The following is a 23,603-nucleotide window of genomic DNA, read 5'->3' as shown; positions in this document are numbered from 1 at the left end:
GGTCGGCACCGGCGGCCGGTCACTTGCCGGTGCGCACGATCCGCTGGACCTGGGGTGCGAGCCAATCCCACACGATGGCGCCGGACGCCGACGTGTAGTGCAGGTCGTCCTTGTAGAGCGGCTTTCCGTTGATGGTGTCGTTGTAGCCACCGGTGCACAGCAGCTTGTCGAAGTCGACCACGGGCGTGTCGGTCCTGGCAGCCCACCGGCGGGCGACCGTATTGATGGTCTGCACCCGCTCGTCATTGCTGATATCGCGCGCGTCCTGTGTGGTCCCCGGCATCCGGTGGCAGCTGAGGGTGCCGATCGCGAATCGTTCGGCCCCGTGCGCGAGCGCCTGCTTGCGGATCGTGGAGAGCATGCCGGTCAGCCACTTCCGGTAGCCGGAGCTGCCGAAGTGCAGCACCTTGCCGTTGACCCGCATGTCACTGGTGATGCTCTGCGGCACGGTGAAGATCGCGACGTCCGGCGAGATGGCGCGCAGCCGGTGCTGCCACGCCTTCCGGAAGCCCGGGCAGGAGGCACCGACCGGTTGCGTCTTCCCGCCGACCACCTTCTGGCCCTCGAAGGGATCACAACCGAAGCTGACATCGGCGGTCACGGACAGGTCGGGGAACGTGCCCGGCGGAAACGCCGTCTGCAGGCTCGCCGGGATCGAGTTGCCGATGAGCGTGACCGTGTGCCTCGCCCTCATCGGCTGGTATGACGGAATGTCGACCCGGATGCCGCCGCCGTGCGCCCGAGCGGCTCCGAAACTGGAACGGGGCAGTGCGACCAGCGCAACGGTGAGGGCGGCCACGACGGCGACCGCGACGGCCCGCCCCCAGTGGGGGCGACGCGGAATCAGGGCGCGGAGACCACCGGCACGGACGGGCTGTTCGACATACCGATAGGTCAGGTAGGCGAGGCCGACCGAGACGACGACCTCGAGGATGCCGCGGGGGATCGCGGCCAGCCGGATCCGCCCGTCGCCGAGGAAGACGATGACCGGCCAGTGCCAGACATAGAGCGCGTAGCTGATCAGCCCCACCTGACGCAGCGGCTCGGCGGCGAGCAGTCGCTGCACCTTCGAGTCGGTACGCGAGGCGGCCGCCACGATCGGTGCGACGGTCAGCACGCAGAGGATGGCGAGGCCACCGCGGAAGGGGATCGCGGACGCGTCGTTGAGGATCACGAAGCCGATGGCGAGCACGACCAGGGCCGGGGCCGCGAGCCACCGCGCGGCGCGGTCGATCCCGGTCGCGATCAGGTCGCGTTCGCGGGCCCGGTCGCCGAAGGCGCGGCCGCGCAGCAACGCGGCGAAGACCGCCCCGATGAGCAACTCGAATGCCCGGGTGTCGGTGCCGTAGTAGACCCGGCTCGGGTCGGCGCCGGGCACATAGAGAGCGCCCATCCGCCATACCGACAGGATCGCCAGGACGGCCAAGGCGCCGGCGACGATCCGATGCCGCTGTCTCGAGCGCGCCGCGAGCGCGAGCAGCACGATCAGCAGCAGCGGGAAGATGAGGTAGAACTGCTCCTCGATGGCCAGTGACCAGGTGTGTACGACGGGCGACGGCATCGACAGGGAGCTGAAGTACTGATCGTCGGACAGCAGCAGCCGCCAGTTGGCGACGTAGAAGAACGCGCTGACGATGTCCCAGGCATCGGCGCTGCGCCGCGAGGCGGGCGCCCAGAACGCTGCCGTCACCGACGCGGCGAGCAACATGAGGACCAGCGTCGGCAATAGCCGTCTCGCGCGGGCCAGCCAGAAGGCGGGCAGGTCGATCCGGCCCCAGGCGTGCCGTTCGTGCAGTAGGAGCGAGGTGATCAGGAAGCCGGAGAGGACGAAGAACACGTCGACGCCGAGCCAGCCGCCGTTCAGCCAGGGGATCCCGAGGTGGTAACCCAGGACGGCGAGGACGGCCACACCACGGAGGCCGTCCAGCGCCGGCCGGTAGGACAGGCCGTGCTGAGGGCGCCGGCGGTCAGCGGTGCTCAGCGCTCGTCCGGTGCGCTGTGCCGAGTGCTGCCCGTCGTCCCCTCGTCGTCCCTGTCGTCGTAACGGTGGTCGCGTCGTCGGCTGGATCGCTCGTCATCCCTGTCGTAGTGCTGGTCGTCGTGCGCGTCGTAGTCGTAGCGCCGACTCTGTCGTTCGGTGTTCTCATCGCGTCCCCGGCCACGGCCTGCGTCGTCGGCGGCGAACCGCTCGCGACGGGTCCGCGGGGCGTCGGCCCAGTCCGGGTCGCGACGGCGGTCGTCCTCGTCGGCGTCCAGGTGGTGATCGCGCGGGATCTGTCGCTGCTCCTCACGCCGGTCGAAGCCGAACATGAGCGCGCCGACGATGATCGTCACCAGGCCGATCGCGAGCGTCAGGAACGCGCGGTAGCGGTTGGCATCCGCCACGCGCCCGCAGACGCCGTTGGCGAAGCTGCCGTGTGCGGGGTCCAAGGCCGTGCCGCAGCCGAAGACGGAGCCGCTGGTGGTGCGGACGCTGGTGACCGGTACGACGAAGAAGTAGACCGCGAGTGCGATGAAGGCCAGGCCGACCAAGACGCAGATCTTGGTCCCGGTGCGCAGACTCAGCACCGTGCGGGTTTCGACGTCATCCATGGCGCGTATGTTACTCAAGAGTTGCCTTCTGTTGTGGGGGAGATCCGGAGCAGGTCGATGGCGGGCGGTGCGGTTGCCATCACAACCGGTCGCCAGGGGGTATGTCGATCCACAGGCGCAACCCGGGCGCACTGTCGGCCGGCAGCGGTATGGCGACGGCGCCGGGTTTCGGATGGGCTTGATCGGTCGAGCCCTCGTCGGCGAGGGTGACCACGACGGAGCCGGCGGGCGCTGTGGTGCTGTACCACGAGGACGTCTCCTCCGGGTACGGCCAACTCGGCAGGTAGTGCGCCGGATGGTCGTGCCGGAACAATTGCACGCCGAGCGCCGGAGCCAGGCTGATCCAGGACTGGAGTCCGTACGAATCCACCCGGACCGTGGTCCCCGGCCTGCTGTGCGCGTGCAGGTAGGTCAGGACGACGTCGGACACCGCCTTGGCGCGGTCGGAGTTGTCGGCACTCGGCGGTTTCGCGCCCGCCGTCGCGAGGACCACGACGAGCGCCGCCAGCACGGCAGTGGCGCGGGGAACCAGGCGATGGGGGAACCGCCGGGCGTCCAGTCGCTCCAGGTTCAGCGTCCGCACCACCTCGACGAAGCGCAGGACGAGGACGGCGTAGGCCAAGGGCGGAATGACCAGCACCGGCAGCACCCAGAAGGTGCCAGGGCCCGAGTCCGGCTTGGCGGAGAGCGCGAATGACTCGGCGACGACCGCGATCAACACGATCCAGCACCCGCGGGACGCCGCGGTGTGCGGCAGCCGGGGACCTGCGGCGAGGGCGACGACGAGCAGGACGAGCACGCACATGCCGATCGCGACGGCGGTGCCGGTGGGCAGCGTGGTGATCGTCGTGTCGAACCGGCCGAACTGTGTCGGGGACAGGTTGCCGACGACGTACGCGAAGCCTTCGGAGACCCCTGCCGAGGCGGTTCCCCCGCCGTGGCGGGGACCGCTGGCGTAGCGGAACACGAGCTGCAGGTTGTTGGGATGGAGCACGAAGAGTTCGATGATCGACGGTAGCCACGCGAGCACGATGAGCACGGCGGTCAGCACGGTGCGGCGGCGCGGCGCGGTCATCCCTGCGATGCCGCCGAAACGCGACCGGCGGGCCCATGTGCGGCACGCGACGACGATCAGGGCGGTGCCGCATGCGGCGACGACCAAGGGGCAGAAGGCGAGCTCGGTCTGCGCGGCGTAGGACCCGGCGAGGAGGGTGACCCACAAGCCCTGGGGATCACGATCGAGCACGGACCACGTCGCGACCAGCATCAGCAGGAGGGGGAGCGTCCCGGCGCACGGGTTGAGCGGCCGCGCGAGCACATCGGGGCCGAGCGCCCACTGGGACAACAGCAGCGCACCCACCACCGGTATGGCGGTGCGCAGTCCGCGCATGCGGTGGGCGAGCACCACTGTGCCGACGACGCACGCGATGTTGACGACGGCGACGGCGATCACGATGCCTGCACCGCTGTATCCGAGGGCTGCGGAAATGGGGGCGTCGAGATAGAACTCGAGCGGGCCCGGATGATGATTGCTCATCGTCACGTCGAAGAAGTTGCTGGTCGACCGCATCCCGAGGAGCGGTGGGTTGCCGCTGAAGACGTCGTGGATGCGCGTGACGACGATCGCATCGTCGCCCTCGGGTATCCACCCGATCCACGTCTGGCGCAGCGCTGCCACGACGACCGGAAGTGCCGCGATGACCGAGAGGCCCGTGACCCGGTTGCGCAGGAGCCGCCGGAGACGATCACTCCGGGGCGACCACGCGACGGGCGCGCCGGTGCGTCGCTGCTGCACGCTGCGCATGCCGGTGTGAGAAGCCATGGGGGATCAGTTCGTGAAAGGGAAGCGGTCGGTGCAGACTAACCGAGCGGCACGTCATCCATAATGCCAACGTGAATGTCGGGGCGATCGTGCTTGCGGGCGGCGTGGGCAGCCGGATGCGCCCATTGACCGACGAGTGCCCGAAACCATTGCTACCGCTGGGTGCCGAGCCCCTCATCGGCTACCAACTGCGCCGGCTCGCGGCCGTCGGCGTGCGCCGTGTCGTCGTGTCGACCGGCTATCTGGCCGAGCACTTCGAGCAGGTGCTGGGCGATGGCTCGGCCCGGGGACTCGAGTTGCGGTACTGCGTCGAGGACGAGCCGCTGGGCACCGGTGGCGCGTTGCGCGCGGCGATCGACCAGCTGCCCGACAGCGAAACCGTGATCGCGCTCAACGGCGATCTGCTGTCCAGTCATGACCTGGCCGGGCAACTGTCCGCAGCCGGGCCGGCCCAAGTGTGTGTGCACGTGCGGCCGGTGCCGGATGTCGCGGCATACGGGCGTGTGGTGTGCGATCGTGACGGGCGGGTCACGACGTTCGCGGAGAAGTCCGGGACGGGGCCCGGGCTGGCCAACGCCGGGACCTATGTGGTCGACGCCGGCCTGCTGCGGGCGCTTCCCGCCGGGCGATCGTCCTGGGAGCGGGACGTGCTGCCGGCGCTGCTCGATCGCGGCGTGCTTGTGGTCGCCCGGGAGGCGGACGGCTACTTCCGTGACGTGGGCAGTCCCGCGGCATACCGCCTGGCGAGCGTGGACGCCGTGACCGGTGCGCTGCCCGGCACCCGGGGCAGCACCTCGTATGTCGCACCCGGCGCGACCGTCGGCGCGGGCGCGCAGCTGTCCGGCGGGAGCGCGGCCCACGACGCGGTGGTCGTCGAACGGGACGCCCTCGTGGACGCGAGCGTGCTGCTGGCCGGTGCCCGGATCGGGCGGGGCGCACGCGTCACGCGGTGTGTGGTGGCGCCGGGGGCCGAGGTGCCCGCGGGGGACGTCCGGGTGGACGAGATCGTGACCGGCGTACTTACTCGCCAGTAAGCCCCGGGTGTGACGCACGTCTCCGGCAAGTATGCTGACGGCGCCCTGACCCCGAGCACCCACGGATGCGATGAGCCCTCGACCGACCGGCGGTGGATACCGCCCGGCGCTGGACGGACTGCGCGCGATTTCGGTCCTCACGATCCTGGCGTACCACGTGCCGCTGTCCTGGGCGAAGGGCGGCTACTGGGGCGTCAACACCTTCTTCGTGGTGTCCGGCTACCTGATCACCGGACTGCTCCTGCGCGAGTACGACAACTGGCGCTCGATCGACCTGGTGGCGTTCTACGTACGGCGCGCCCGCCGACTGCTGCCCGCGCTGCTGCTGATGTCGGTGTCGGTGTCGCTCGTCGTGCCGCGGGTGCTGGGCGACCAGACTCCGTCGACCATCCGGGGCGACGGTCTCGCCTCGTTGTTCTACGTCGCCAACTGGCGTTACATCGCCACCGGACAGTCCTACTTCGCGCAGTTCGGAGAGGCTGCGACATCACCGTTCAAGCACACCTGGTCGCTCGCCATCGAGGAGCAGTACTACCTGCTGTTCCCGTTGCTGCTGCTCGGGTTGCTCCGGCTCTTCGGGCGCCGGGCGAAGTCGCGCGCGCTCGTGGTCGTCATGCTGCTCGCGGTCGCATCCGCCACGTTGATGGCGCTGCTCAGCAACCCGGGCGGTGACCCGTCCCGGGCCTACTACGGGACCGACACCCGGATGCAGGACGTGTTCGTCGGCGCCGCGCTCGCGATCGCGGTGTCCGCGGTCCCCGCTCAGCGGGTCCGCCGATGGGCGGCACGCAACCGCTCGGTGCTGATCGGGCTCGGCTGGGTGTGCCTGGGCGTGGTCCTCGTGTGGTGCGGCACTGTCCCGGTGTCCGGCTGGGTCTTCTACGGCGGCTACCTCGCCTTCGACATCGTGGCCGCCGGGCTGGTGCTCGCGGTGGAGCTGGTGCCGTCGGGCTCGGTCGCCAGGGTGCTCGGCTGGAAGCCGCTGGCCTGGGCCGGAATGATCTCCTACGGGCTCTACCTGTGGCACTACCCGATCTTCGTCGTGCTCACCGAGCAGCGGACGCACCTGCCCGCCATACCGTTGCAGCTGTTGCGGTTCGGGCTGACCTTCGGGATCGCGGCCCTGTCCTACTACCTGATCGAGAACCCGATCCGGAACGGCGCACTGCGCCGGCTCGGGCGGCCGGCGGCCAGGGTGGCACCGGTGGCCGCCGTGACCGCAGCCGCGGTGATCATCGCGGTCTCCGTCAACGGGATGCGGCTGGCGCCGACCGCGCAGGCCGGCTCCAGCACGGTGCTCACCGGCGCCGGGAGCGGGAAGTACCGTCTGCTGATCGTCGGCGACTCCGTCGGGTTCTCCCTCGGCTACAACTTCCCCGCGAAGGCGTTCCCGACGGTGAAGCCGACCGCGAACGTCAACTTCGGCTGCGGAACGGCCGAGCAGCACATCGTCGTGGACGGACAGGCACAGCCCGAGCAGCAGGGCTGCGGCGACATCTTCACCGAATGGTCCGACGGTGTCACCAGCACCAAGCCGAACGTCATCGTGTGGAGTCTGGGTGCCTGGGAGGTTTACGACCATGAAATCGGCGGCAAGACGTTGAAGGTCGGCAGCGCCGCGTATGCGTCATACCTCAGGGGAAGGTTGGAGGACGGCTTGACCGCGATGAACCGCGCGGGCGCGCACGGCCCCATCGTCATACCCGAGGTGCCGTGCCTGGGTCAGCCGAAGTATGTCGTCGACGGCGTCAACATGGCGACCGACCGCAACGACCCGAAGCGCGCCGCGGCCGTCAACCAGATCCTGAAGGGGTTCGCAGCCGCGCACCGCAAGACGGTACACCTCGTGAACACGAACGAATTGGTCTGTCCCACAGGGAAATTCACCGAGAAGGTCCATGGCGTGCAGTTGCGTCACGACGGGGTGCACTACACGAAGGCGGGCGCGAGCGCGTTCTGGAGATGGATCATGCCGCAGGTCGCCGGATGGGTGCCGGGCACACCGAAGGCGAAGCCGTGAGAGGCGGCTCCCCGGTGATCCGGCGACTGGCCGCGCTGGACGGCATCCGCGGTGTGCTGGTGATCTTCCTGCTCTGCTACCACTTCGGCTTCTCGCAGCTGCAGGGTGCGTGGCTGACCCTCAACGTCTTCTTCGTGCTGTCCGGCTTCCTGATCGTCCGGCTGCTGGTGCAGCAGCGGGCCCGCACCGGCCGGATCGACTTCCTCGGCTTCTACGCCCGCCGGGCGCGCCGCCTCTTCCCGGCGCTGGCCCTGCTGCTGGCCACGATGGTGATCTACGGGTTCGTCTTCGCTCCGGCGCAGGTCCGTGGACCACTGCGCTGGGACGTGCTGGGAGCCATGGGCTACTTCATGAACTGGCGGCTGATCGCCCAGAGCAACCAGTACTTCGTCGAGTTCGCCGAGCCGTCCATGCTGCAGCACACCTGGTCGCTGTCGGTCGAGGAGCAGTTCTACCTGGTCATCCCCGCCCTGATCCTGCTGCTGATGACGGTGTTGCGCACCCGGCGTGCGCTGATGATCTCGCTGATCGTCCTGGCTGCGGTGTCGGCCGGGTGGATGGCGTATGTCGGTGTCGGAAGCGCCTTCGCCCGCTCGCACCTCTACTACGGCACCGATACGCGTGCCCAGTCGCTGCTGCTGGGCGCGGCACTCGGCGTCTGGACCGCCCGTCTCGGCTCTGCCGAGCGACGAAACCCGTTCTCGGTCAAGCATGTTCAGGCCATCGGCTGGGCGGCGCTCGCGGTCACGATCGCCGGGTTCGTGCTCGCCGTCCCGCAGACGCCGCTCATGGGCGACGGTGGCATGTTCGTCCTGTCCGTGGTCGCGGTCGCCTGGGTCTGGGCCGCCGCCGACGACCGGATCGGTCCGCTCCAGCGCGTGTTGTCAATGCCGCCACTCGCCGCCCTCGGCCGGATCTCGTACGGCGCGTATCTGTGGCACTGGCCGATCGGCCTGTGGCTCGCGCAGCTGATGCCGGACGGACCCACCGTCCTGCGGGTGGTGCTCGGTTTCGGGCTGACCATCGGTGTGGCCACCGTCTCCTACCAGCGCATCGAGCGACCGATCCACGATCGGGGCTGGCGCGCGGTCGTCGGTGGCGCGTTCCGGGCGCGCTCGATCGCCGTCGGAACGGTGGCGGCACTCTTCCTCGGCGCCGTCGGTGTCGGCGTCGGCGCGCCCGCTGTCGCCGGACCGGCCCAGCCCGCTGGCAAGGCCAGGATCGTGCCCCTGGTCCCCGGACAGCCGAGGTTCCACCGGCCCGCCAAGCCCTACACGATTGCTGTGTATGGCGATTCGGTGCCATACCTGTTGGCGAAGAACTTCCCGAAGCACGATTTCCCCGGAGTCACCGCGAAGGCGATAGCGATACCCGGTTGCGACCTGCTCGATCAGCCGCTCGTGGATCCGGTGCACAACGACCTCAACGTGAACTCGAAGGAGTGCACGGCGCTCAAGGCCAACCTCACCACCGAGCTCAAGGACGTCGACAGTCAGCTGCTGGTGATCGTCCCCAGCCTGATGCTCGGATTCCCGCACAGCTTCGACGGTACCGATCGCTGGTGGGGCGACCCGGCATACTCGGCGGCGGTTGCCGCGAAGCTGCAGACGATCGTCGATGCCGCAAAGGCGAACGGAGCACAACCCGCGATCGTCACGCAGACCTGCCGCGACGACAAGCAGGTGAACCTGGGTCAATTCGTGGAGACCGTGCGACAGAAGGAACCTGCCGCACTCCGCGAGCTCGACTCTGCGGCCAAGGTGAATGCGTTCATCCGGCGTTGGGCAGCGGCCAACCACGTCCCGGTCGCCGATCTGCACGGCGCGATCTGCCCGGACGGCAAGCCACGGACCGTCCCGGGGATGTCGGTCTTCAGCGACGGCATGCACTTCTCGGCGCAGTTCTCACCCAGCGTGTGGGCGTTCCTGATCGCCGAGCTCGGCAAGCACCGGACCGGCATCCGATGATGGCTCACGCAACGACGCGTTCGACGCCGTCCCGGCATTACCTTCCGGCGATCGACGGGGTGCGTGGCATCGGCGTTCTCATCGTGCTGCTCTACCACGCCGGCTGGACGATATTGGGTGGGGCGTTCCTCGCCATCGACATGTTCTTCGCGCTCAGCGGCTTCCTCATCACGGCGTTGTTGCTGCGCCAGTACGACCGGTGGGGGACGGTGCCGCTCCTGCAGTTCTGGTCGGCCCGCGCGCGCCGGTTGCTGCCGGCGATGACCGGGGTGGTGCTGCTCGCCGGGGTCTACGCGAAGTTCTTCGCGGACCCGACGGTGCTCGGCCGGTTCCGGATGGACATGGTGTCGGCGATGACCTTCTGGTCCAACTGGCACTTCATCCATGACCGGCAGTCGTACTTCGAGACGGGCACGACGGTTTCGCCGTTGCTGCACACCTGGTCGCTGGGCATCGAGGAGCAGTTCTACCTCGTCTGGCCGGTGCTGCTGCTGGGCTGGATGGTTGTCCGTCGCGGCCGATTGCGTGGCCTGCCAACGGTTCTGGCCGCTCTTGCCGTGGGATCGGCCGTCCTCATGGCCGTGATGTACCAGCCCTACTCCGACCCGTCCAACGTCTACTACAGCACCTTCACACGGGCGCAGGCGCTGTTGTGCGGTTGCCTGCTCGCCGTGCTGCTGGAGCAGCAGAACAGGCGACGGGCGGTCCGTCGCCGGCGGAGTATGCCGGTGCTCTTCGGCGTGCCGATCCGTACGTCATCCCTTTCAGCGGTCGCCGCCTGCATCGGCATCGGCTGGCTCGTCCTCGCACCGTTGTTCGTCGACGACGAGAGTCAGTGGGTCTTCCGAGGCGGCTTCCTGGTCTCAGGCGTGACGTCGATCGGCATCGGCTGGCACCTGGTGACCTGCCGCAACGGTCGCATCTCCGCGATCCTGGGCTGGCGTCCGCTGGCAGAGATCGGTAAGCGGGTCTACGGGCTCTACATCTGGCACTGGCCGATCTTCCTGATGCTCGACCACGAGCGGACCCACCTCGACGGCATCGTCCTGCTGGCGGTGCGGCTGATCGTGGTCTTCGTCGTGGCGTTCGCGTTCGACTGGTTCGTGGAGCGACCGGTCCGGCGCGGCGCGCTGCGGAAGCTGGTGCCGCACGGTGGTGTGATCGCGACGGCGGTGGCTCTGGCGCTCGGCCTGTCCTGCGCGTTCGTGTCGACCGCCGACGCCAAGGACCCGATCTTCGGCACTGCGTTGCCGGGCAGCATCTCGACGGTGACGGGACCGATGCGGCCGGGGCAGAGCCGGGTCGACATCTTCGGGGACTCGGTCGGCTTCACCCTGTGGAAGTACTTCCCGACGGCGCAGCTACGCGACCTCAGCGTCGGCTCGAGCACCCAACTGGGTTGCGGCCTGGCGATGCCGCAGGAACTTCAGGTCGGCTCGTTCCGGACCGCGCCCGAGCCCCAGTGTGAACATTGGGAGCAGCGCTGGAGTGCCCTGGTCAAGGAGACCAGGCCGCGGCTGTCGATCATCGTGTCCGGGTCCGCCGAGCTCTACGACCGGTGGGTCAAGGGCAAGCTGCTCCGGGTCGGATCGCCGCAGTGGCGCACCTACCTGGCCGCGGCATACGGGCGTGCTGTGGACGTCGCGGGGCAGCACGGCCGCTATCCCGTCACGATCGCCAACATCCCCTGCTACAACCGCGAGGTCACGACCGGGGCGGACGCGCTCCCGGGCGCGAACCCGGACGAGAGTGCCGCCGCGTCGAAGGCGCAGAACAGCACGGCCCGGCAGCAGGCGGTCAACGCGGTGCTCGAGCAGGTCGCCGGCACCCACCCGAGGACCACGCTGCTCGACATACGCAGCTACCTCTGCCCGGACGGGAAGTACCAGGCTCAGATCGACGGTGTCACCATGCGGCCGGACGGCATCCACTTCGCCAAGGAGGGGACCGCAGCGTGGTGGAAGCACTTCGCGCCCGAGTTGCGCAAGCGCTTCGGGCCCCAGGTGCCGTCGAACCAGATCTCGCAGTGACCGGCCGCGCCGTTGGTCAGGCGTTCCTCAGGCAGTCACTTACGCAGAGGGCGTGAAGGTCGCGCTGACCGTGTTGCCGCCGCCGGAGGTGAGCTGCGTGACCAGACTGGTGAGCAGGCCGCAATTCTTGAAGGACGGCAGGCTGTAGGAACCCTTCAGCGTGAAGGGATCGAAGAGGCCGGTCATCCTGCCGGTCAGGTGCATCGACGCGGGCGTCGAGGTCATGCACGTCTTCGGCACCAGGCTGATGATGCCGATGTTGAGCGGTGACAGCTTGGTGATGCGCACGTTGAACCGCTGCGTGACGTCGACCTTGCCGCTGTCGAAGTTGCCGGTGGCGTTGCCCACCGGCTCGATCTGCATCGTCGCCGTGGCCACGCTGGGGACGCTGAGCTTGCCCGGAATGATCGGCAGGTCGACCTTCATGGTGCCGGGCTTGAGGTCGAGCGCGGCCGACACGTTGTTCTTGTAGGCGCCGAGGTCGACCTTCGTGGTCTGCAGGCCGGTGAAGGTGACCGTCTTGCCCGGCTTGGCGACATACGTGGAGATCCTGGCGGAATGATGCAGCGTCCACACCGGCTCGGCACTTGCACCGGACGCGGTGGCTACCGCGATCGCCGTTGCTGTGCCGACAGCGGCACTGGCGAGTCCGAGCTGGCGAACTGTGCGAGACACGATGGAGACCTCCCTGTTTCTGATGCTGGGCCACCACGGAATCGTGATCGGCGCCACTTTGCTACTTCAGCGTAACTTGGCGCTCGTGGCACTCGGCACCGACACAGTCGGCCGATCGGCTGACCGGGCCGTCGATGAGTGAGAACCTGCCCGGGTGAAGGAACTGACGACTCTCGAGCGACGTGTGCTCGACCTGGTGGACGACGACGCGATCCTGACCGATCTGGCGACCCTGGTCGCCATACCCTCCGTCGGTGGTGGCGACGGCGAGGTCGCGGCGCAACAGTGGTGCGTCGAGCGGCTGAACGCGTCGGGGTTCGACGTCGACGGCTGGGAGATCGACGTGGCGGAGTTGAGCGCCGACCCCGACTTCCCCGGCGCCGAGGTCGAACGCGAGCGGGCGCTCGGTGTCGTCGGCGTGCTGCCGGCATCCGCGGGAGACAGTTCGGGTCCACCGGCGCTCGCCTTCTGCGGGCACACCGATGTGGTGCCTCCGGGTGACGTGGCGGGGTGGAGCGGAGATCCCTACGTGCTGCGGGTTCGCGACGGCCGTGGCTACGGCCGCGGGGTGTGCGACATGAAGGCGGGTGTCGTCGCGATGATCGCCGCCGTCGATGCGGTGCGCCGGTCGGATGCGCGTCGTGCCCGGCCTCTCGCGATCCACTGTGTCAGCGGCGAGGAGGACGGCGGCCTGGGAGCGTTCGCCACGCTGCGGCGCGGGCACCGTGCGGCGGCGTGCGTCATCACCGAGCCGACGGCGGGAGCCGCCATACCGACCAATGCCGGGTCGCTGACTTTCCGGATCGAGGTGCCGGGTCTGGCGACGCACGGCTCCCAGCGGTGGCAGGGCGTCAGTGCGGTGGACAAGCTGGACGTCGTACAGCAGGCGCTGCGCCAACTCGAACGGGACCGAAACGTCGACGTACCAAGCGAATTCGCGCACCTCGAGGTTCCGTGGCCGTTGTCGATCGGGATGGTCCACGCCGGCGACTGGGCCAGCACCGTGCCCGACCTGCTGGTGGCCGAGGGCCGGTATGGCGTGCGGCCGGGTGAGTCGGTGGCGGACGCCAGGGAGGCATTCGAGCAGGCGGTCGCCGCGCACGCCGGCCAGGATCCGTGGCTGCGTGAGCACCCGGTGCGGATCAGCTGGCCCGGCGGCGTCTTCGCCTCCGGGCGCCTCGCGGCCGGTCACCCGTTGCTCGCTCAGGTCACGGACGCGGTCACGCAGGTGCGGGGGAGAGCACCGGAGGTGAGGGGTGCGCCATACGGCTCGGATCTTCGCCTGTATGCCGCCGCGGGCGTGCCGACCCTGCAGTACGGCCCGGGGCGGGTCGAGCAGGCACACGCCGTCGACGAGTCCGTCGAGATCAGCGACGTGCTGGCCTGCGCCCGGGTCTATGCGCTGCTCGCGCTGCGCGCCGCCGTCGCGGCGACCTGACGGACCGGTGCTGCACGTGTCCGACCTACGACATGTCCGGTGGCGGCACCCTGCAAGGGGTCCCCAGCACGGCTGAGCGTTGCTTGAATCCTCACAACCGCAGGCGAATCCGCGCCTGATGATGATGAGGAGTCACAGCTGATGAAACGCCCCCTCGCGACCGCCCTGGCCTTTGCTTCCATTGCAGCCGTGTCCGTGACCGGCTTCGGCATGCCCACGGCACACGCGTCCACCCCGGCGACGGGAGTCAGTGCTGCCGCGGCGGCCTCGACGACCACCGATGTGTCGGCCATGCGGCAGAAGTTCAACGCGTATGTCGCGGGCATGGATCTCGATGCAGCCACCCGTACGAAGCTCGAGGCCGCCGGTGCCTCGGACGCGGCATTCACCGCGGCCGGCAAGGTTGCGGTGGCCACGCTGCAGGCCGGCCTGACCAACGCAGGTGTGGACCGCGACGCCAACCCGGCCCTCAACCCCGGCGACTACGAGTGCGGCCCCACGGCGATGAACGCCTGGGTCAAGGACCAGGTGGCACAGATCGACCCCACGTCCTGGTCGTGGTACACCAACGGGATCCTCGGTCTGTCACCCGACCTGCTGGTCCAGTACTGGACCCTGATGAAGACTCCGTCGGCGCCGCGTGACACGTCGTTCGGCCCGAGCGGCTCGGCCACCAACGAGATGGCGCGGACCTTCGGTGCGCTGCAGAACTTCTGGGACATCGACGGCAGCGGAATCGCCCTGGTGTCGTATGACGCCAAGCTGCTGGCAGACACGCCGGAAGCTGCGGCCGACCGCGCCGTCGTCTACGACGGCATTTCGAAGATCAGCGGGTTCGCCAGCATTCTGCTGAGACTGAGTGTCGAGTCGGGCATCCTGAGCGGCACGCTCGCCGGATTCCCCGGCGGTGTCGACAACCCGATGTTCTCGGTCAACTCCTTCGCCATCGACCCGACGCACGCAACCGGGGACGACAAGGCCACGCTCGACATGCTCGGTGTGACTCGCCGGATCGCGATGGGCCAGGGCCTCATCCGGATGTGGGACGACCTCGGCCTCGGCAGGGTCGGCGATCGCGCGGTTCTCGCGCACGAATACAGCCACCAGGTGCAGTACGACGACAATCTCTTCGTCACCGACATCACCGATGAGGCCGAGGCGACCGCCCGGACGGAGCTGATGGCGGACGCCTTCGGCACCTATTTCACCGTGAGCAAGCATGGTGAGTCGCTGAACAAGGCGCAGACCTTGCAGGACCTGCAGACGTTCTACAACGTCGGCGACTGCGGGTTCAGCAATCCGGGTCACCACGGCACGCCCAACCAGCGGTACCGCGCCGCGGAGTGGGGCGCCGATCTGGCCAAGAGCCAGTCCGACCAGGGCCACGTGCTGCCCAGCCTCGCGGTCGACGCGGCGTTCGAGAAGGCGTTGCCGCAGATCACCGCACCTGACGCGAACTGACGCCTGATCGGTCGCCGGGTCACACCCAGCCGCGTATGGCGAGCTGCAGGCCCAACTGGAAGCGGGTGTCCGCGCCCAGGTGCTCCTGCAACCGGGTGACCCGGCGACCGATGGTGCGTTCCGACACGTCCAGCTCGCGAGCGATCGCGCGATCGGTGAGTCCGAGACTCAGCAGCCGGACCAGCTGCCGGAAGTCGTCGTCCGGTCCATCAGCCAGCATGGTGTGCTGGTCCAGCGGCATCGCAAGCTGCCAGAAGGACTGAAAGATCGCCCTCCACGAGTCGACCACCCGCCGGTTGCGCGTGTACGCGACGTGAATCGGTTCATCGCTGTTGTAGGAAACGTTCATCGTCGCGAAGTCGTCCATGATCGTCAGGTTGACCGGAACGCCCGGCAGAACGCGCGCCTCCTCGCCCGCCGCCATGCAGGCCTCGGTGACCGCGATCGCCGACTCCGACTCGAACACTCGGCTGTTGTAGACGACGCGCACCGCTACTCCCCGGCCCAGGGCATCGATCACGCCGGGCGCCGGCTCGATGGTCTTGCCCGCGCGCGGACCGATCGCCAGTGCCAGAATCTCTCGCTCGCTGGCGGCCAGACCGTCGCGGTATACGCGGTCGGCGGCGGCGCCGGACACCACTTCGACGCCGACCTCGCTGGACCGAGCGGTTCGCCACACCATCGTCAGGTCGTCGATTGCCTGCCGTGCCGCGACGGCTCGTTGGGTGTGGAGCTCGGAGAGGGCGAGCAACGGACCGGTAGGAGGCACGGCATCCGCGCGGTCCCCGCTGATGATCACAAGGCCGGTCGCGACGAGTGCCTGCAGCGCCGAGCGCTCGAGGTCGCCGACCGGAAGCGGACCCTCTGCTGCCAGTCGGGTGTAGAGCGAGCGAGTCTCGAAACCCAGCTCCAGCTCGGCATAGGCCGACGGGACCTCGAGCCTGGTGATTGCCCGCTTGGCGCGCGCATCACCGGGCAGGGTCTGCGTGTTCGTCGCCCGGTCTCTGGAACCTCCCATGATGATCGCAGCCTACTGGCGGGCGGCGTGCCTGCACCGCCGAAGAAGTGACCGGTGAGTAGGTCTCGATACGCAGCGTCCTCCGCTTCGCTCCCCCCGCTGCTACTCGACCCGCTTCAGGTCCGGCTAGTCTCTGCGCCCATGCAGACATCCCGTGTGTTCGACGCGATCACCGACGCCTTCGCGGGCGATCCGCAGACGAGTGACCCGCTCGACCCGCGGTGGCAGGCGATGACCGACGAGGTCGCCGGCTACACCGGCGCCAACGAGCTCGCGGTGCTCAACCTCGCGGCCGCGGCGCTGCCCGAGGACGAGGCCTACCTGGAGGTCGGCACCTTCAAGGGGCGCTCGTTGGTCGCCGCAGTGCAGGGCAACGAGGGCAAGACGTTCTACGCCATGGAGAACTTCCTGGAATTCGGTATGGCGGGGCAGGAGGCCCGCACCGAGCTCGAGGGCAACCTGCGGCGGTTCGGCGGGACGGCCGACATCCGGCTGCTCGAGGGCGACGCGTTCACCCTCATGGCGCAGGAGGGCGTGGTCGACCGGCCGGTCGGCGTCTATTTCTACGACGGCGAGCACACCCTGCTGTCGCACTACCTCGCGCTGGCCGTGGTCGAGCCGTTGCTCGCCGACGAGGCGCTCGTCCTGATCGACGACGCCACCTGGCCGGTGGTGCAGCGGGCACACAAGCTCTTCCTGAAGCGCCACCCGGGCTGGATCATCACCGCCACCTGGGACGCGCAGCACGCCGACGACCCGCGCTGGTCCAACGGCCTGCACGCGCTGGTCTTCCGTCGGGTCCCCGGTCGGCGCCGCGGGTTGTCGCGGACCGACGAGGGGCTGCGCCGCTACCAGACCACGGTGCAGGACCGGGTCAACAAGGTGGCCTGGGGTGCGGCCGATCGTTTCCCGGGACCGGTCAAGCGGCTGGCCGGACTGGTGCTCTCACGCTCGCGGGCTATCGGCGGCGACGATCACTGATTCGTCCGCGATCGCGGTGGCCTGATGCCGCAGTACGACGCGTAGCAAACCGGAGAGGGCGACGACGAACGCGCCCGCCATACAGACCCACACGACCTGGGTGGGCGAGTCGTGCCAGACCAGGGCGATCGCCAGGATCTCGACGACGATGACCGCCCAGGTCAGCGCGCCGAGCACACCGGTGTCGCTGCCCATCTCCGAGAAGAGCCACACCTGCGCGAGCGCCCACGCGACGCCGAGCACCACGCACAGCAGCGCCAGGTGGCCGAACTGCTCGTAGTCGGGTCCGCCCGCGACGGTGATCCAGGTCTGCGGTGAGATCGCGACGATCCCGAAGCCGACCACCCCGATCGCGGCGACGACCCCGCTGGCGCGCAACAACGTGCGGGTCGGTCGCGAGCCCTGCATCCGCGGCACGATGATCAGCGCCACGAACTGGGTGCCCCAGCACATCGCGCGGGCGAAGGTCGAGGCCAGCGCGTAGCCGCCGGACTCGTGCGGGGTCAGGAAGTGCCGGGCCAGCAGCATGTCGACATTGGTCAGGGCGACGTATGCCGCCAGCGTGCTGTTGGAACGGATCAGTTCCCCGGCCAGCCGGGCCGTGCGGGGCAGGGCGGCCAGGTCGACGCGGCACAACCAGGCGCCATACCCGGCCGTGACGGCGCCGGCGACCAGCATCGCGGCGAAGACGCCGGTGACGTCGGCGGACAGGAACGCACAGACCGAGGCCGCGACGACCCGGGTGAGCGCGTTGGCCAGATAGAGCAGCGACAACGTCCGCAACCGGCCGCGGCCGAGCAGGATCCCCTGGAAGCAGCCGGTGACCATCATCGGCACGAGCATTCCGCCGAGCAGCACCGCCGCCCAGAACGACGGCAGGTGGAACCAGTGCGCCAGGGCGGGGGAGAGGGCAGCCGTCACCGCGAAACAGCCCAGCCCGATCAGCAGCGCCGGCCGGATGGCGCTGGTGGGGCCCTCGGGGTCATCGCCGGACAGTCGCCGCGCGACCACGACCTGGAACACCCCGGCCGGTATGGCGAGCAGCACGCCATACGTGGAAAGCGCTGTGTAGCCACCGAATTCGCCGGGTCCGAGCGGGCGCGAGAGCAGCATGACGACCAGATAGCCGAGCGCGTTCGCCATACCCATGGCGACCCCGAGCAACGCACCCATCGCCGTCCTCGACGAGGGGGTGCGAAGTGCGCTACGTGTGGCCACGAGCACAGAGGTTACCCGCGAGTTATATTTGGGTGCTCGCAAACGCAAAGACCGCGACGACAGCCGACCTCAACCCTGGGAGCCGACCACGTGCGCCGACAGCTGACGGGCCACCGGCTCACTGTTTTCGGACTGACCCTGCTGCTGGCGCTCATCGTGGCGCTGAACGGTCTCGGGCACTTCTACACCGACATCAAGCCGGAGGTCTATCTCGCGCCGCGGCGGATGATCGAGCAGTACCTCTCCGCCTGGACCGACACGCCATACCTCGGCTCGGCCAACTTCAATGTCGGCCTGGTGCCGGTCCTGTTGGTCACCGGTGCGTTGCGCGGCATCGGCCTGTCGCCGGAGTGGACCTTCAAGGTCGTGCATTTCGTCCTCTGGCTGGCGACTGCCTGGGGCACTGCCCGGCTGACCCGCCGCCTCATCCATATCCATCACGAGGACGCCGATACTCGGGGCTCGGGGTCCCCGCGAAGTATCGGAGCGACGCAGGAGCGGAGAACTTCGTGGGGTGAGCAGTGGGCGGGGCTTGCTGCAGGTGTGCTGATCCTGGCCAACCCCTACACGATCCAGGCCGGCAGCACGCTGGCGATCGCGTTGCCGATGGCGTTGCTGCCGTGGTCGTTGCTCGCCTTCATCCGGGCGCTGTGGACGCCGGGGGATCGCTGGTTCTCGCCGCGTGGCTGGGCCTGGCCGGCGGTCTTCGGGCTGCTCTTCTTCGCCATGAGCGGCATGAACGTGGCGATCGTGCCGATCTTCCAGCTGCTCGCCCTGCTGCCGATCCTCTGGGTCGCACGTCGGGTATGGCGGCTGCGGTGGCCGGTCGTGCTCGGCGCGCTGGGCAAGTGCACGGCGTTCGTGGTCGGTGTCTCGATCTACTGGCTGGTGCCGGGCTTCGGTGCCATGGCGACCGGCAACCAGATCATCGACGAGTCGGAATCCCTGACCGGCATCGCGAAGGTCGCCTCCTTCCCCGAGGTGCTGCGCGGCATGGGGCTGTGGTCGCTTTACGGCCAGGACAACCACGGCGCATGGGTGCCACAGGACGCGGTGTTCCTGACCAGTCCCACGGTCATGGCGCTCACCATGCTGTGGCCGGCGCTCGCGCTGCTGGCGATGCGCTGGCTGCACGGTGCCGCGCGGGTGATCGTCGGCGGCACGGTGGCGATCTCCGCCGTGCTGATGGTCGGCATGTTCCCGGCCGCTGGGCATCCGTCCTCGCCGTTCGGGGTGGTCTTCCACTGGTTCGTCGACCTGCCCGGTATGGCGGCCTTCCGCACCACCAACAAGGTCGGCGCACTGCTCGCGCTCGCCTTCGCGATCGCCCTCGGCGTCGCCGCCGCGAAGGTGCTTCCCAGGCTGCTCAGCCGTGACGGTCTCGCGCCACTGGCCGCCGTCTCCGTCCTCCTGCTGCTGGTGTCGTGGACGCTGCCGGCCCTGACCAACCGGCTCTACACCTCGCCGATGGACATCCCGTCCTACTGGAAGCAGGCCGCGAAGGCGATCGACAAGGGCGATCCGGGTTCGGCGGTGCTCTTCCTGCCGGGGCAGACGCGCCCGGCATACCGCTGGACGGTGGACCGGCCCGACGACGTGGCCAATTCGCTCTTCAACCGGCAGGTCATCCTGCCCGAGACCAGCCCGAACGCCTCCGCTCCCGGCGGCAACTTCCTCGCCTCGCTGGACTCCACCCTGCAGAACGCCCTCCTGCCGGACGGGACGGTGTCGACCTACGCGCGTTATCTGGGCGCGGACACCGTGCTGATGCGGCACGACACCAACTGGGAGGACGCCGGCGGCGTGCGCCCCGGCGTGGTGTCCTCGATCGCCGCGGGCGACAAGGGCCTGCGCGGAGTGGCCAATTACGGACTGCCCGGCGAGTTCGTGCGGTCGCCGGACAGCTCCGGGGACGAGAGCCAGCTACCGCCGCTGCAGCGCTATGCGGTGAAGGGCGCCGGCAGCAGCGTGCGGGTCGAGCGGACGAGCAACTCGCTGGTCGTCGCCGGCGACGGATGGTCGGTGCCGGCGATGGTCGGCGCCGACCTCCTGGGCGGCAGCCCGAGCTTCCGCTATGCGCAGGACCTGTCACCCCGGCAGCTGGCCGGCAGCCTGGGCGGCGACCACGCACTGGTGCTGACCGACACCAACGAGCGCCGAAACGCCGTCCCCAACCGCCTGGCGAGCAACCAGGGCCCGCTCCTCGCCGCCGACCAGAAGCTGCGGGTGAGCCGGACGCTCGGCGACAACCCCCAGGACCAGACCGTCCTGGAGCGCTCGGGTCCGCGGGTGACCGCGACCTCGCAGGGCGGCGCCTTCTTCGACCTGCCGTATGCCGTGCCCGAGAACGCCGTCGACGGGGATCCCTCGACCGCCTGGCTGTTCGGTGACTTCAACCGCGCGCCCGGGAACCGCCTCACGATCACCGAGCCCACGACGGAGAAGCTCGGCACCATCCGGATCGCCCAGGCCCGGGTCGGGAAGGTGAAGATCGACAAGGTGACCGTCCGCGCCGGCGGCAAGACCGTCACTCGCCGGGTCCCCTCGACCGGGTATGCCGACTTCCCGATGGGCAACGCGTCCGGCCGTCGCGTCACCGTCACGATCGACTCGACCCGAGGGCACGGCTACAACCTGGTCGGCCTCTCCGACATACAGCTGCCCGGACCAGCTGCCGTGCGCGCGGCGCGTACGCCGCTGACGTTCGACAACCTCTACCAGCGCCTGAACGCGAGCGAGCGTGCGCGCTTCGACAGGACGCCATTGAACGTGCTGCTGACCCGGCAGCAGGGGACCGCGGACACGGACGACGACGCCCAGACGCAGCTGCGCCGCGTCATCAGCCTGCCCGACGCCCGGACGTTCGCCGGGACGGCGGCAGTCCGCGTCGCGGGGGACTTCGAACCCATCTACGACCGGGTCGCCGGCCTCTCGCCCTCGGTCAGCGCGACGTCGTCCGATTTCTACTTCCGCGTCGCGGGCACACGCGCCTCGCTGGCCGCGGACGGCAAGACATCGACCGCATGGCAACCCGGCGGGCAGTTGGACGGCGCGTGGTGGCAGCTGGACGGGCCCGAGCGGGACATCACGTCGGTGTCGGTCACCCAGCGACCGGCGGACGGCGACGAGTCGAACCCGCGCAACGCCTACGCCAAGCGCGTCACCTTCACCGTGGACGGGAAGAAGGTCGCCACCGCCGCCCTCACGAGGGATGGCACGACGCGGATCGCCATACCGCAGATGAACGGTCAGGCCGTGCGCGGCAAGAAGATCCGGATGACGATCGACTCGATCACCGGGAGCAAGAGCGGTACGCCGCCGAGGTTCACCACGATCGACACCGGCCTGCAGGTGAAGCATCGCGACCTCGGACCGATCGAGGACGCGGGTGCATCCGACCCCCGGTGCATCCAGGTCGCGACGGTGGACGGCTGGCCCGTGCAGATGCGCCCGACGACCAAAGCACTGCAGGGCACCGCCGACCAGGGCGGGAAATGGACCATGTGCGGCACGCTGGACCTCGGCAAGGGCACGCATCGCATCGAGCCGGTCAACGGCTTCACCCTGGACAACCTGTATCTCAAGGACACCCGACGCGCGGCGGCCGAGGCGACCCACCCGCAGCAATCGGCACGGGTCACCGACGACTCCAGCACGCACAAGACCCTGCAGGTCAGGACGACCGGTCCGTCAGCCGTCGTGCTGGGCCAGAGCATCGCCGACGGCTGGCACGCCACCGCCAACGGCAAGGACCTCGGTGCGCCGCAGACCTTCGACGGTTACTCGGCCGGCTGGGCACTGCCGAAGGCGGGCAAGTACACCGTTCACATCACCTACAGCCCGCAGGTCCGTGCCAACATCGCGCTGGGCGTCAGCATCGTGGTCATCCTGCTGGCCGTCGCGCTCGTCGTGGTCGCGTTCGTGGGCAAGGTACGACGTCCCGGGCGGCGTGAGGATCAGGATGGGGATTCGGACGACGGTGAGGCCGACGAGGGCACACCGTCCGAGGAGGCCGCCGCCGCTGCGGAGGGTTCGGCGGAGCACACCAGCGGCATGACGGACACCTGGGAACGCCGGCCGCGGCCGAAACGGTCTGCGGCTGGCGCGGGCCCACGCCGGCTGACTACGCGCATCGCACCGCTGCACGTCCCGCGGATGGCGCTCGAGATCGGCCTGGTGCTGGTGGCCGGGTTCTTCGTGGGCTGGGCCGGACTGGTGGCGGGTGCCGCGGTCGTCGCGGCATTGCGGTGGCGACGCGCGCTCCCGACCTGGTGGTTCCAGCTGGCCGGCGCGGCACTGCTGCTGATCGCCATGGGCGTCTACCTGCTGGTGCTCGGCGACACCCGGGGCACGCTCAGCGCCGACGGTGTCGCACGCAGCATGTGGCCGCACTGGCTGGCCGGTGCCGGACTCGTCATCGGACTGGTGGGAGTGCTGCGGGGCGGCGGCCATGACGAAGGGATGACCGACGGTGACTGACGACCCGCTCGTGTCCGTGGTCGTGCCGACCCGCAACAACGCGCGCACCATCCGCGCGTGCCTGCAATCGGTGCTCGACCAGACCTATCCACGCGTCGAGCTGATCGTCGTCGACAATCACAGTGACGACGAAACGCTCGAAATCGCAACCGAACTCGCCAATGTCGCGGTGACCGGTGGCCCGGAACGCTCCGCGCAACGCAACCTCGGCATCGCGCACGCGGAGGGTCAATGGGTGCTATGGCTGGACAGCGACATGGTGCTGCCCCCGCGCAGTATCGAGCTGGCGGTGCGGACCGCCACGAGCAGCGGCGCCACCGGGGTCGCCCTGCCCGAACGCACCATCGGCGACGGCTTCTGGACCGCCTGCCGGGCGCTGGAACGCGAGTGCTACCTCAATCAGCCGTGGCTGCACAATCCGCGGCTGGTGCAGCGCGACTACCTGCTGGGTGAGGGCGGCTTCCACCTGGAGATGTCCGGCCCGGAGGACGCGGACCTGCGGCTGCGGATGCGTGCCGAGGGTCGTGGCATCGAGCTCGCGCCCATCGTGGTCGACCACGACGAGGGCCGGCTGACCGTGGCAGATGTGTTGCGCAAGCGGTACTACTACGGACGCAGCATCCCCACCTTCGCCGGCCAGCACGACGGGGCGGTCGGCGCGCAGGGCCGCGCGGTCCTGAAGTCGTACGCCGCGAACTGGCGGCTGCTGACCCGTGACCCGATGCACGCCGCCGGCATGGTGGTGCTGCGCAGCCTGGAGGTCGTCGGGTATGCCGCGGGCGCGCGCCGCGGCCGACGGGACCGTGCGAGGACAGCAGCCCCGTGAACGAGGAGCGGGGTCCCCGCGAAGTATCGGAGGAGCGCAGCG

15 protein-coding genes are annotated in these 23,603 nt (G+C 69.1%); 9 read left to right on the top strand and 6 right to left on the bottom strand.

Going from position 1 to position 23,603, the window contains the following annotated elements; all coding sequences use genetic code 11:
• Window positions 1-19: 19 nt before the first annotated feature.
• The 3 genes from VG502_RS06630 to VG502_RS06620 form a co-directional block, all read right to left on the bottom strand.
• The gene (locus VG502_RS06630; protein ID WP_325549341.1) at window positions 20-1,927 is read right to left on the bottom strand and encodes an acyltransferase family protein; all 1,908 of its coding nucleotides are present in this window, start codon (window positions 1,925-1,927) and stop codon (window positions 20-22) included.
• Window positions 1,928-1,977: 50 nt separating this feature from the next.
• Window positions 1,978-2,592 carry a hypothetical protein gene (locus VG502_RS06625; RefSeq protein ID WP_325549237.1) on the bottom strand — a complete coding sequence of 205 codons (615 nt, stop codon included), beginning with the start codon at window positions 2,590-2,592 and terminating at the stop codon, window positions 1,978-1,980.
• A gap of 79 nt (window positions 2,593-2,671) precedes the next feature.
• A complete protein-coding gene (locus tag VG502_RS06620) occupies window positions 2,672-4,414 on the bottom strand; it encodes a hypothetical protein (RefSeq protein WP_325549236.1) in 1,743 nt (580 codons plus the stop codon).
• A gap of 71 nt (window positions 4,415-4,485) precedes the next feature.
• Between VG502_RS06620 and VG502_RS06615 the strand changes: the two genes are divergently transcribed.
• The 4 genes from VG502_RS06615 (at window position 4,486) to VG502_RS06600 (ending at window position 11,465) form a co-directional block, all read left to right on the top strand.
• Window positions 4,486-5,448, top strand: a complete 963-nt coding sequence (locus VG502_RS06615; RefSeq protein WP_325549235.1) for a nucleotidyltransferase family protein — start codon at window positions 4,486-4,488, stop codon at window positions 5,446-5,448.
• A gap of 70 nt (window positions 5,449-5,518) precedes the next feature.
• Window positions 5,519-7,468, top strand: coding sequence for an acyltransferase family protein (locus tag VG502_RS06610; RefSeq protein ID WP_325549234.1), 1,950 nt, complete (start codon window positions 5,519-5,521; stop codon window positions 7,466-7,468).
• Window positions 7,465-9,435, top strand: a complete 1,971-nt coding sequence (locus tag VG502_RS06605) for an acyltransferase family protein (RefSeq protein WP_325549233.1) — start codon at window positions 7,465-7,467, stop codon at window positions 9,433-9,435. The genes VG502_RS06610 and VG502_RS06605 overlap by 4 nt, the downstream gene beginning before the upstream one ends.
• On the top strand, window positions 9,432-11,465 hold the full coding sequence (locus tag VG502_RS06600; protein ID WP_325549232.1) for an acyltransferase family protein: 2,034 nt from the start codon (window positions 9,432-9,434) through the stop codon (window positions 11,463-11,465). The genes VG502_RS06605 and VG502_RS06600 overlap by 4 nt, the downstream gene beginning before the upstream one ends.
• 39 nt (window positions 11,466-11,504) lie before the next feature.
• On the opposite strand, the gene VG502_RS06595 is transcribed toward VG502_RS06600, so the two are convergent.
• On the bottom strand, window positions 11,505-12,140 hold the full coding sequence (locus tag VG502_RS06595; protein ID WP_325549231.1) for a hypothetical protein: 636 nt from the start codon (window positions 12,138-12,140) through the stop codon (window positions 11,505-11,507).
• 154 nt (window positions 12,141-12,294) lie between these two features.
• On the opposite strand from VG502_RS06595, the gene VG502_RS06590 reads away from it, so the two are divergent.
• The gene (locus VG502_RS06590) at window positions 12,295-13,578 is read left to right on the top strand and encodes an ArgE/DapE family deacylase (RefSeq protein ID WP_325549230.1); all 1,284 of its coding nucleotides are present in this window, start codon (window positions 12,295-12,297) and stop codon (window positions 13,576-13,578) included.
• Window positions 13,579-13,719: 141 nt separating this feature from the next.
• Window positions 13,720-15,039 (top strand): hypothetical protein, encoded by a 1,320-nt coding sequence (locus VG502_RS06585; protein ID WP_325549229.1) that lies wholly within the window; start codon window positions 13,720-13,722, stop codon window positions 15,037-15,039.
• 19 nt (window positions 15,040-15,058) lie between these two features.
• Here VG502_RS06585 and VG502_RS06580 read toward each other — a convergent pair whose 3' ends face one another.
• Complete coding sequence (locus tag VG502_RS06580; protein WP_325549228.1) at window positions 15,059-16,057, bottom strand: hypothetical protein; 999 nt, start codon at window positions 16,055-16,057, stop codon at window positions 15,059-15,061.
• Window positions 16,058-16,198: 141 nt separating this feature from the next.
• Here VG502_RS06580 and VG502_RS06575 point away from each other — a divergent pair, with 141 nt between their 5' ends.
• A complete protein-coding gene (locus VG502_RS06575) occupies window positions 16,199-17,038 on the top strand; it encodes a class I SAM-dependent methyltransferase (protein ID WP_325549227.1) in 840 nt (279 codons plus the stop codon).
• Here VG502_RS06575 and VG502_RS06570 read toward each other — a convergent pair.
• Window positions 17,003-18,211, bottom strand: a complete 1,209-nt coding sequence (locus VG502_RS06570; protein WP_325549226.1) for an oligosaccharide flippase family protein — start codon at window positions 18,209-18,211, stop codon at window positions 17,003-17,005. The genes VG502_RS06575 and VG502_RS06570 overlap by 36 nt on opposite strands.
• A 135-nt stretch (window positions 18,212-18,346) precedes the next feature.
• Between VG502_RS06570 and VG502_RS06565 the strand changes: the two genes are divergently transcribed.
• Both VG502_RS06565 and VG502_RS06560 read left to right on the top strand, forming a co-directional pair.
• Window positions 18,347-22,735 (top strand): alpha-(1->3)-arabinofuranosyltransferase domain-containing protein, encoded by a 4,389-nt coding sequence (locus tag VG502_RS06565; protein ID WP_325549225.1) that lies wholly within the window; start codon window positions 18,347-18,349, stop codon window positions 22,733-22,735.
• Entirely contained in the window at window positions 22,728-23,561 is an 834-nt protein-coding gene (locus VG502_RS06560) for a glycosyltransferase family 2 protein (protein ID WP_325549224.1), read from the top strand. Before VG502_RS06565 ends, VG502_RS06560 begins: the two co-directional genes overlap by 8 nt.
• The last annotated feature ends 42 nt before the right edge of the window (window positions 23,562-23,603 follow it).

The organism is Flexivirga sp., assembly GCF_035551235.1.
In the GTDB taxonomy this organism is placed as follows: Bacteria; Actinomycetota; Actinomycetes; order Actinomycetales; family Dermatophilaceae; genus Flexivirga.
The sequence above is the reverse complement of the archived record's forward strand: the minus strand, read 5'-3'. Positions and strand labels throughout refer to the sequence as shown.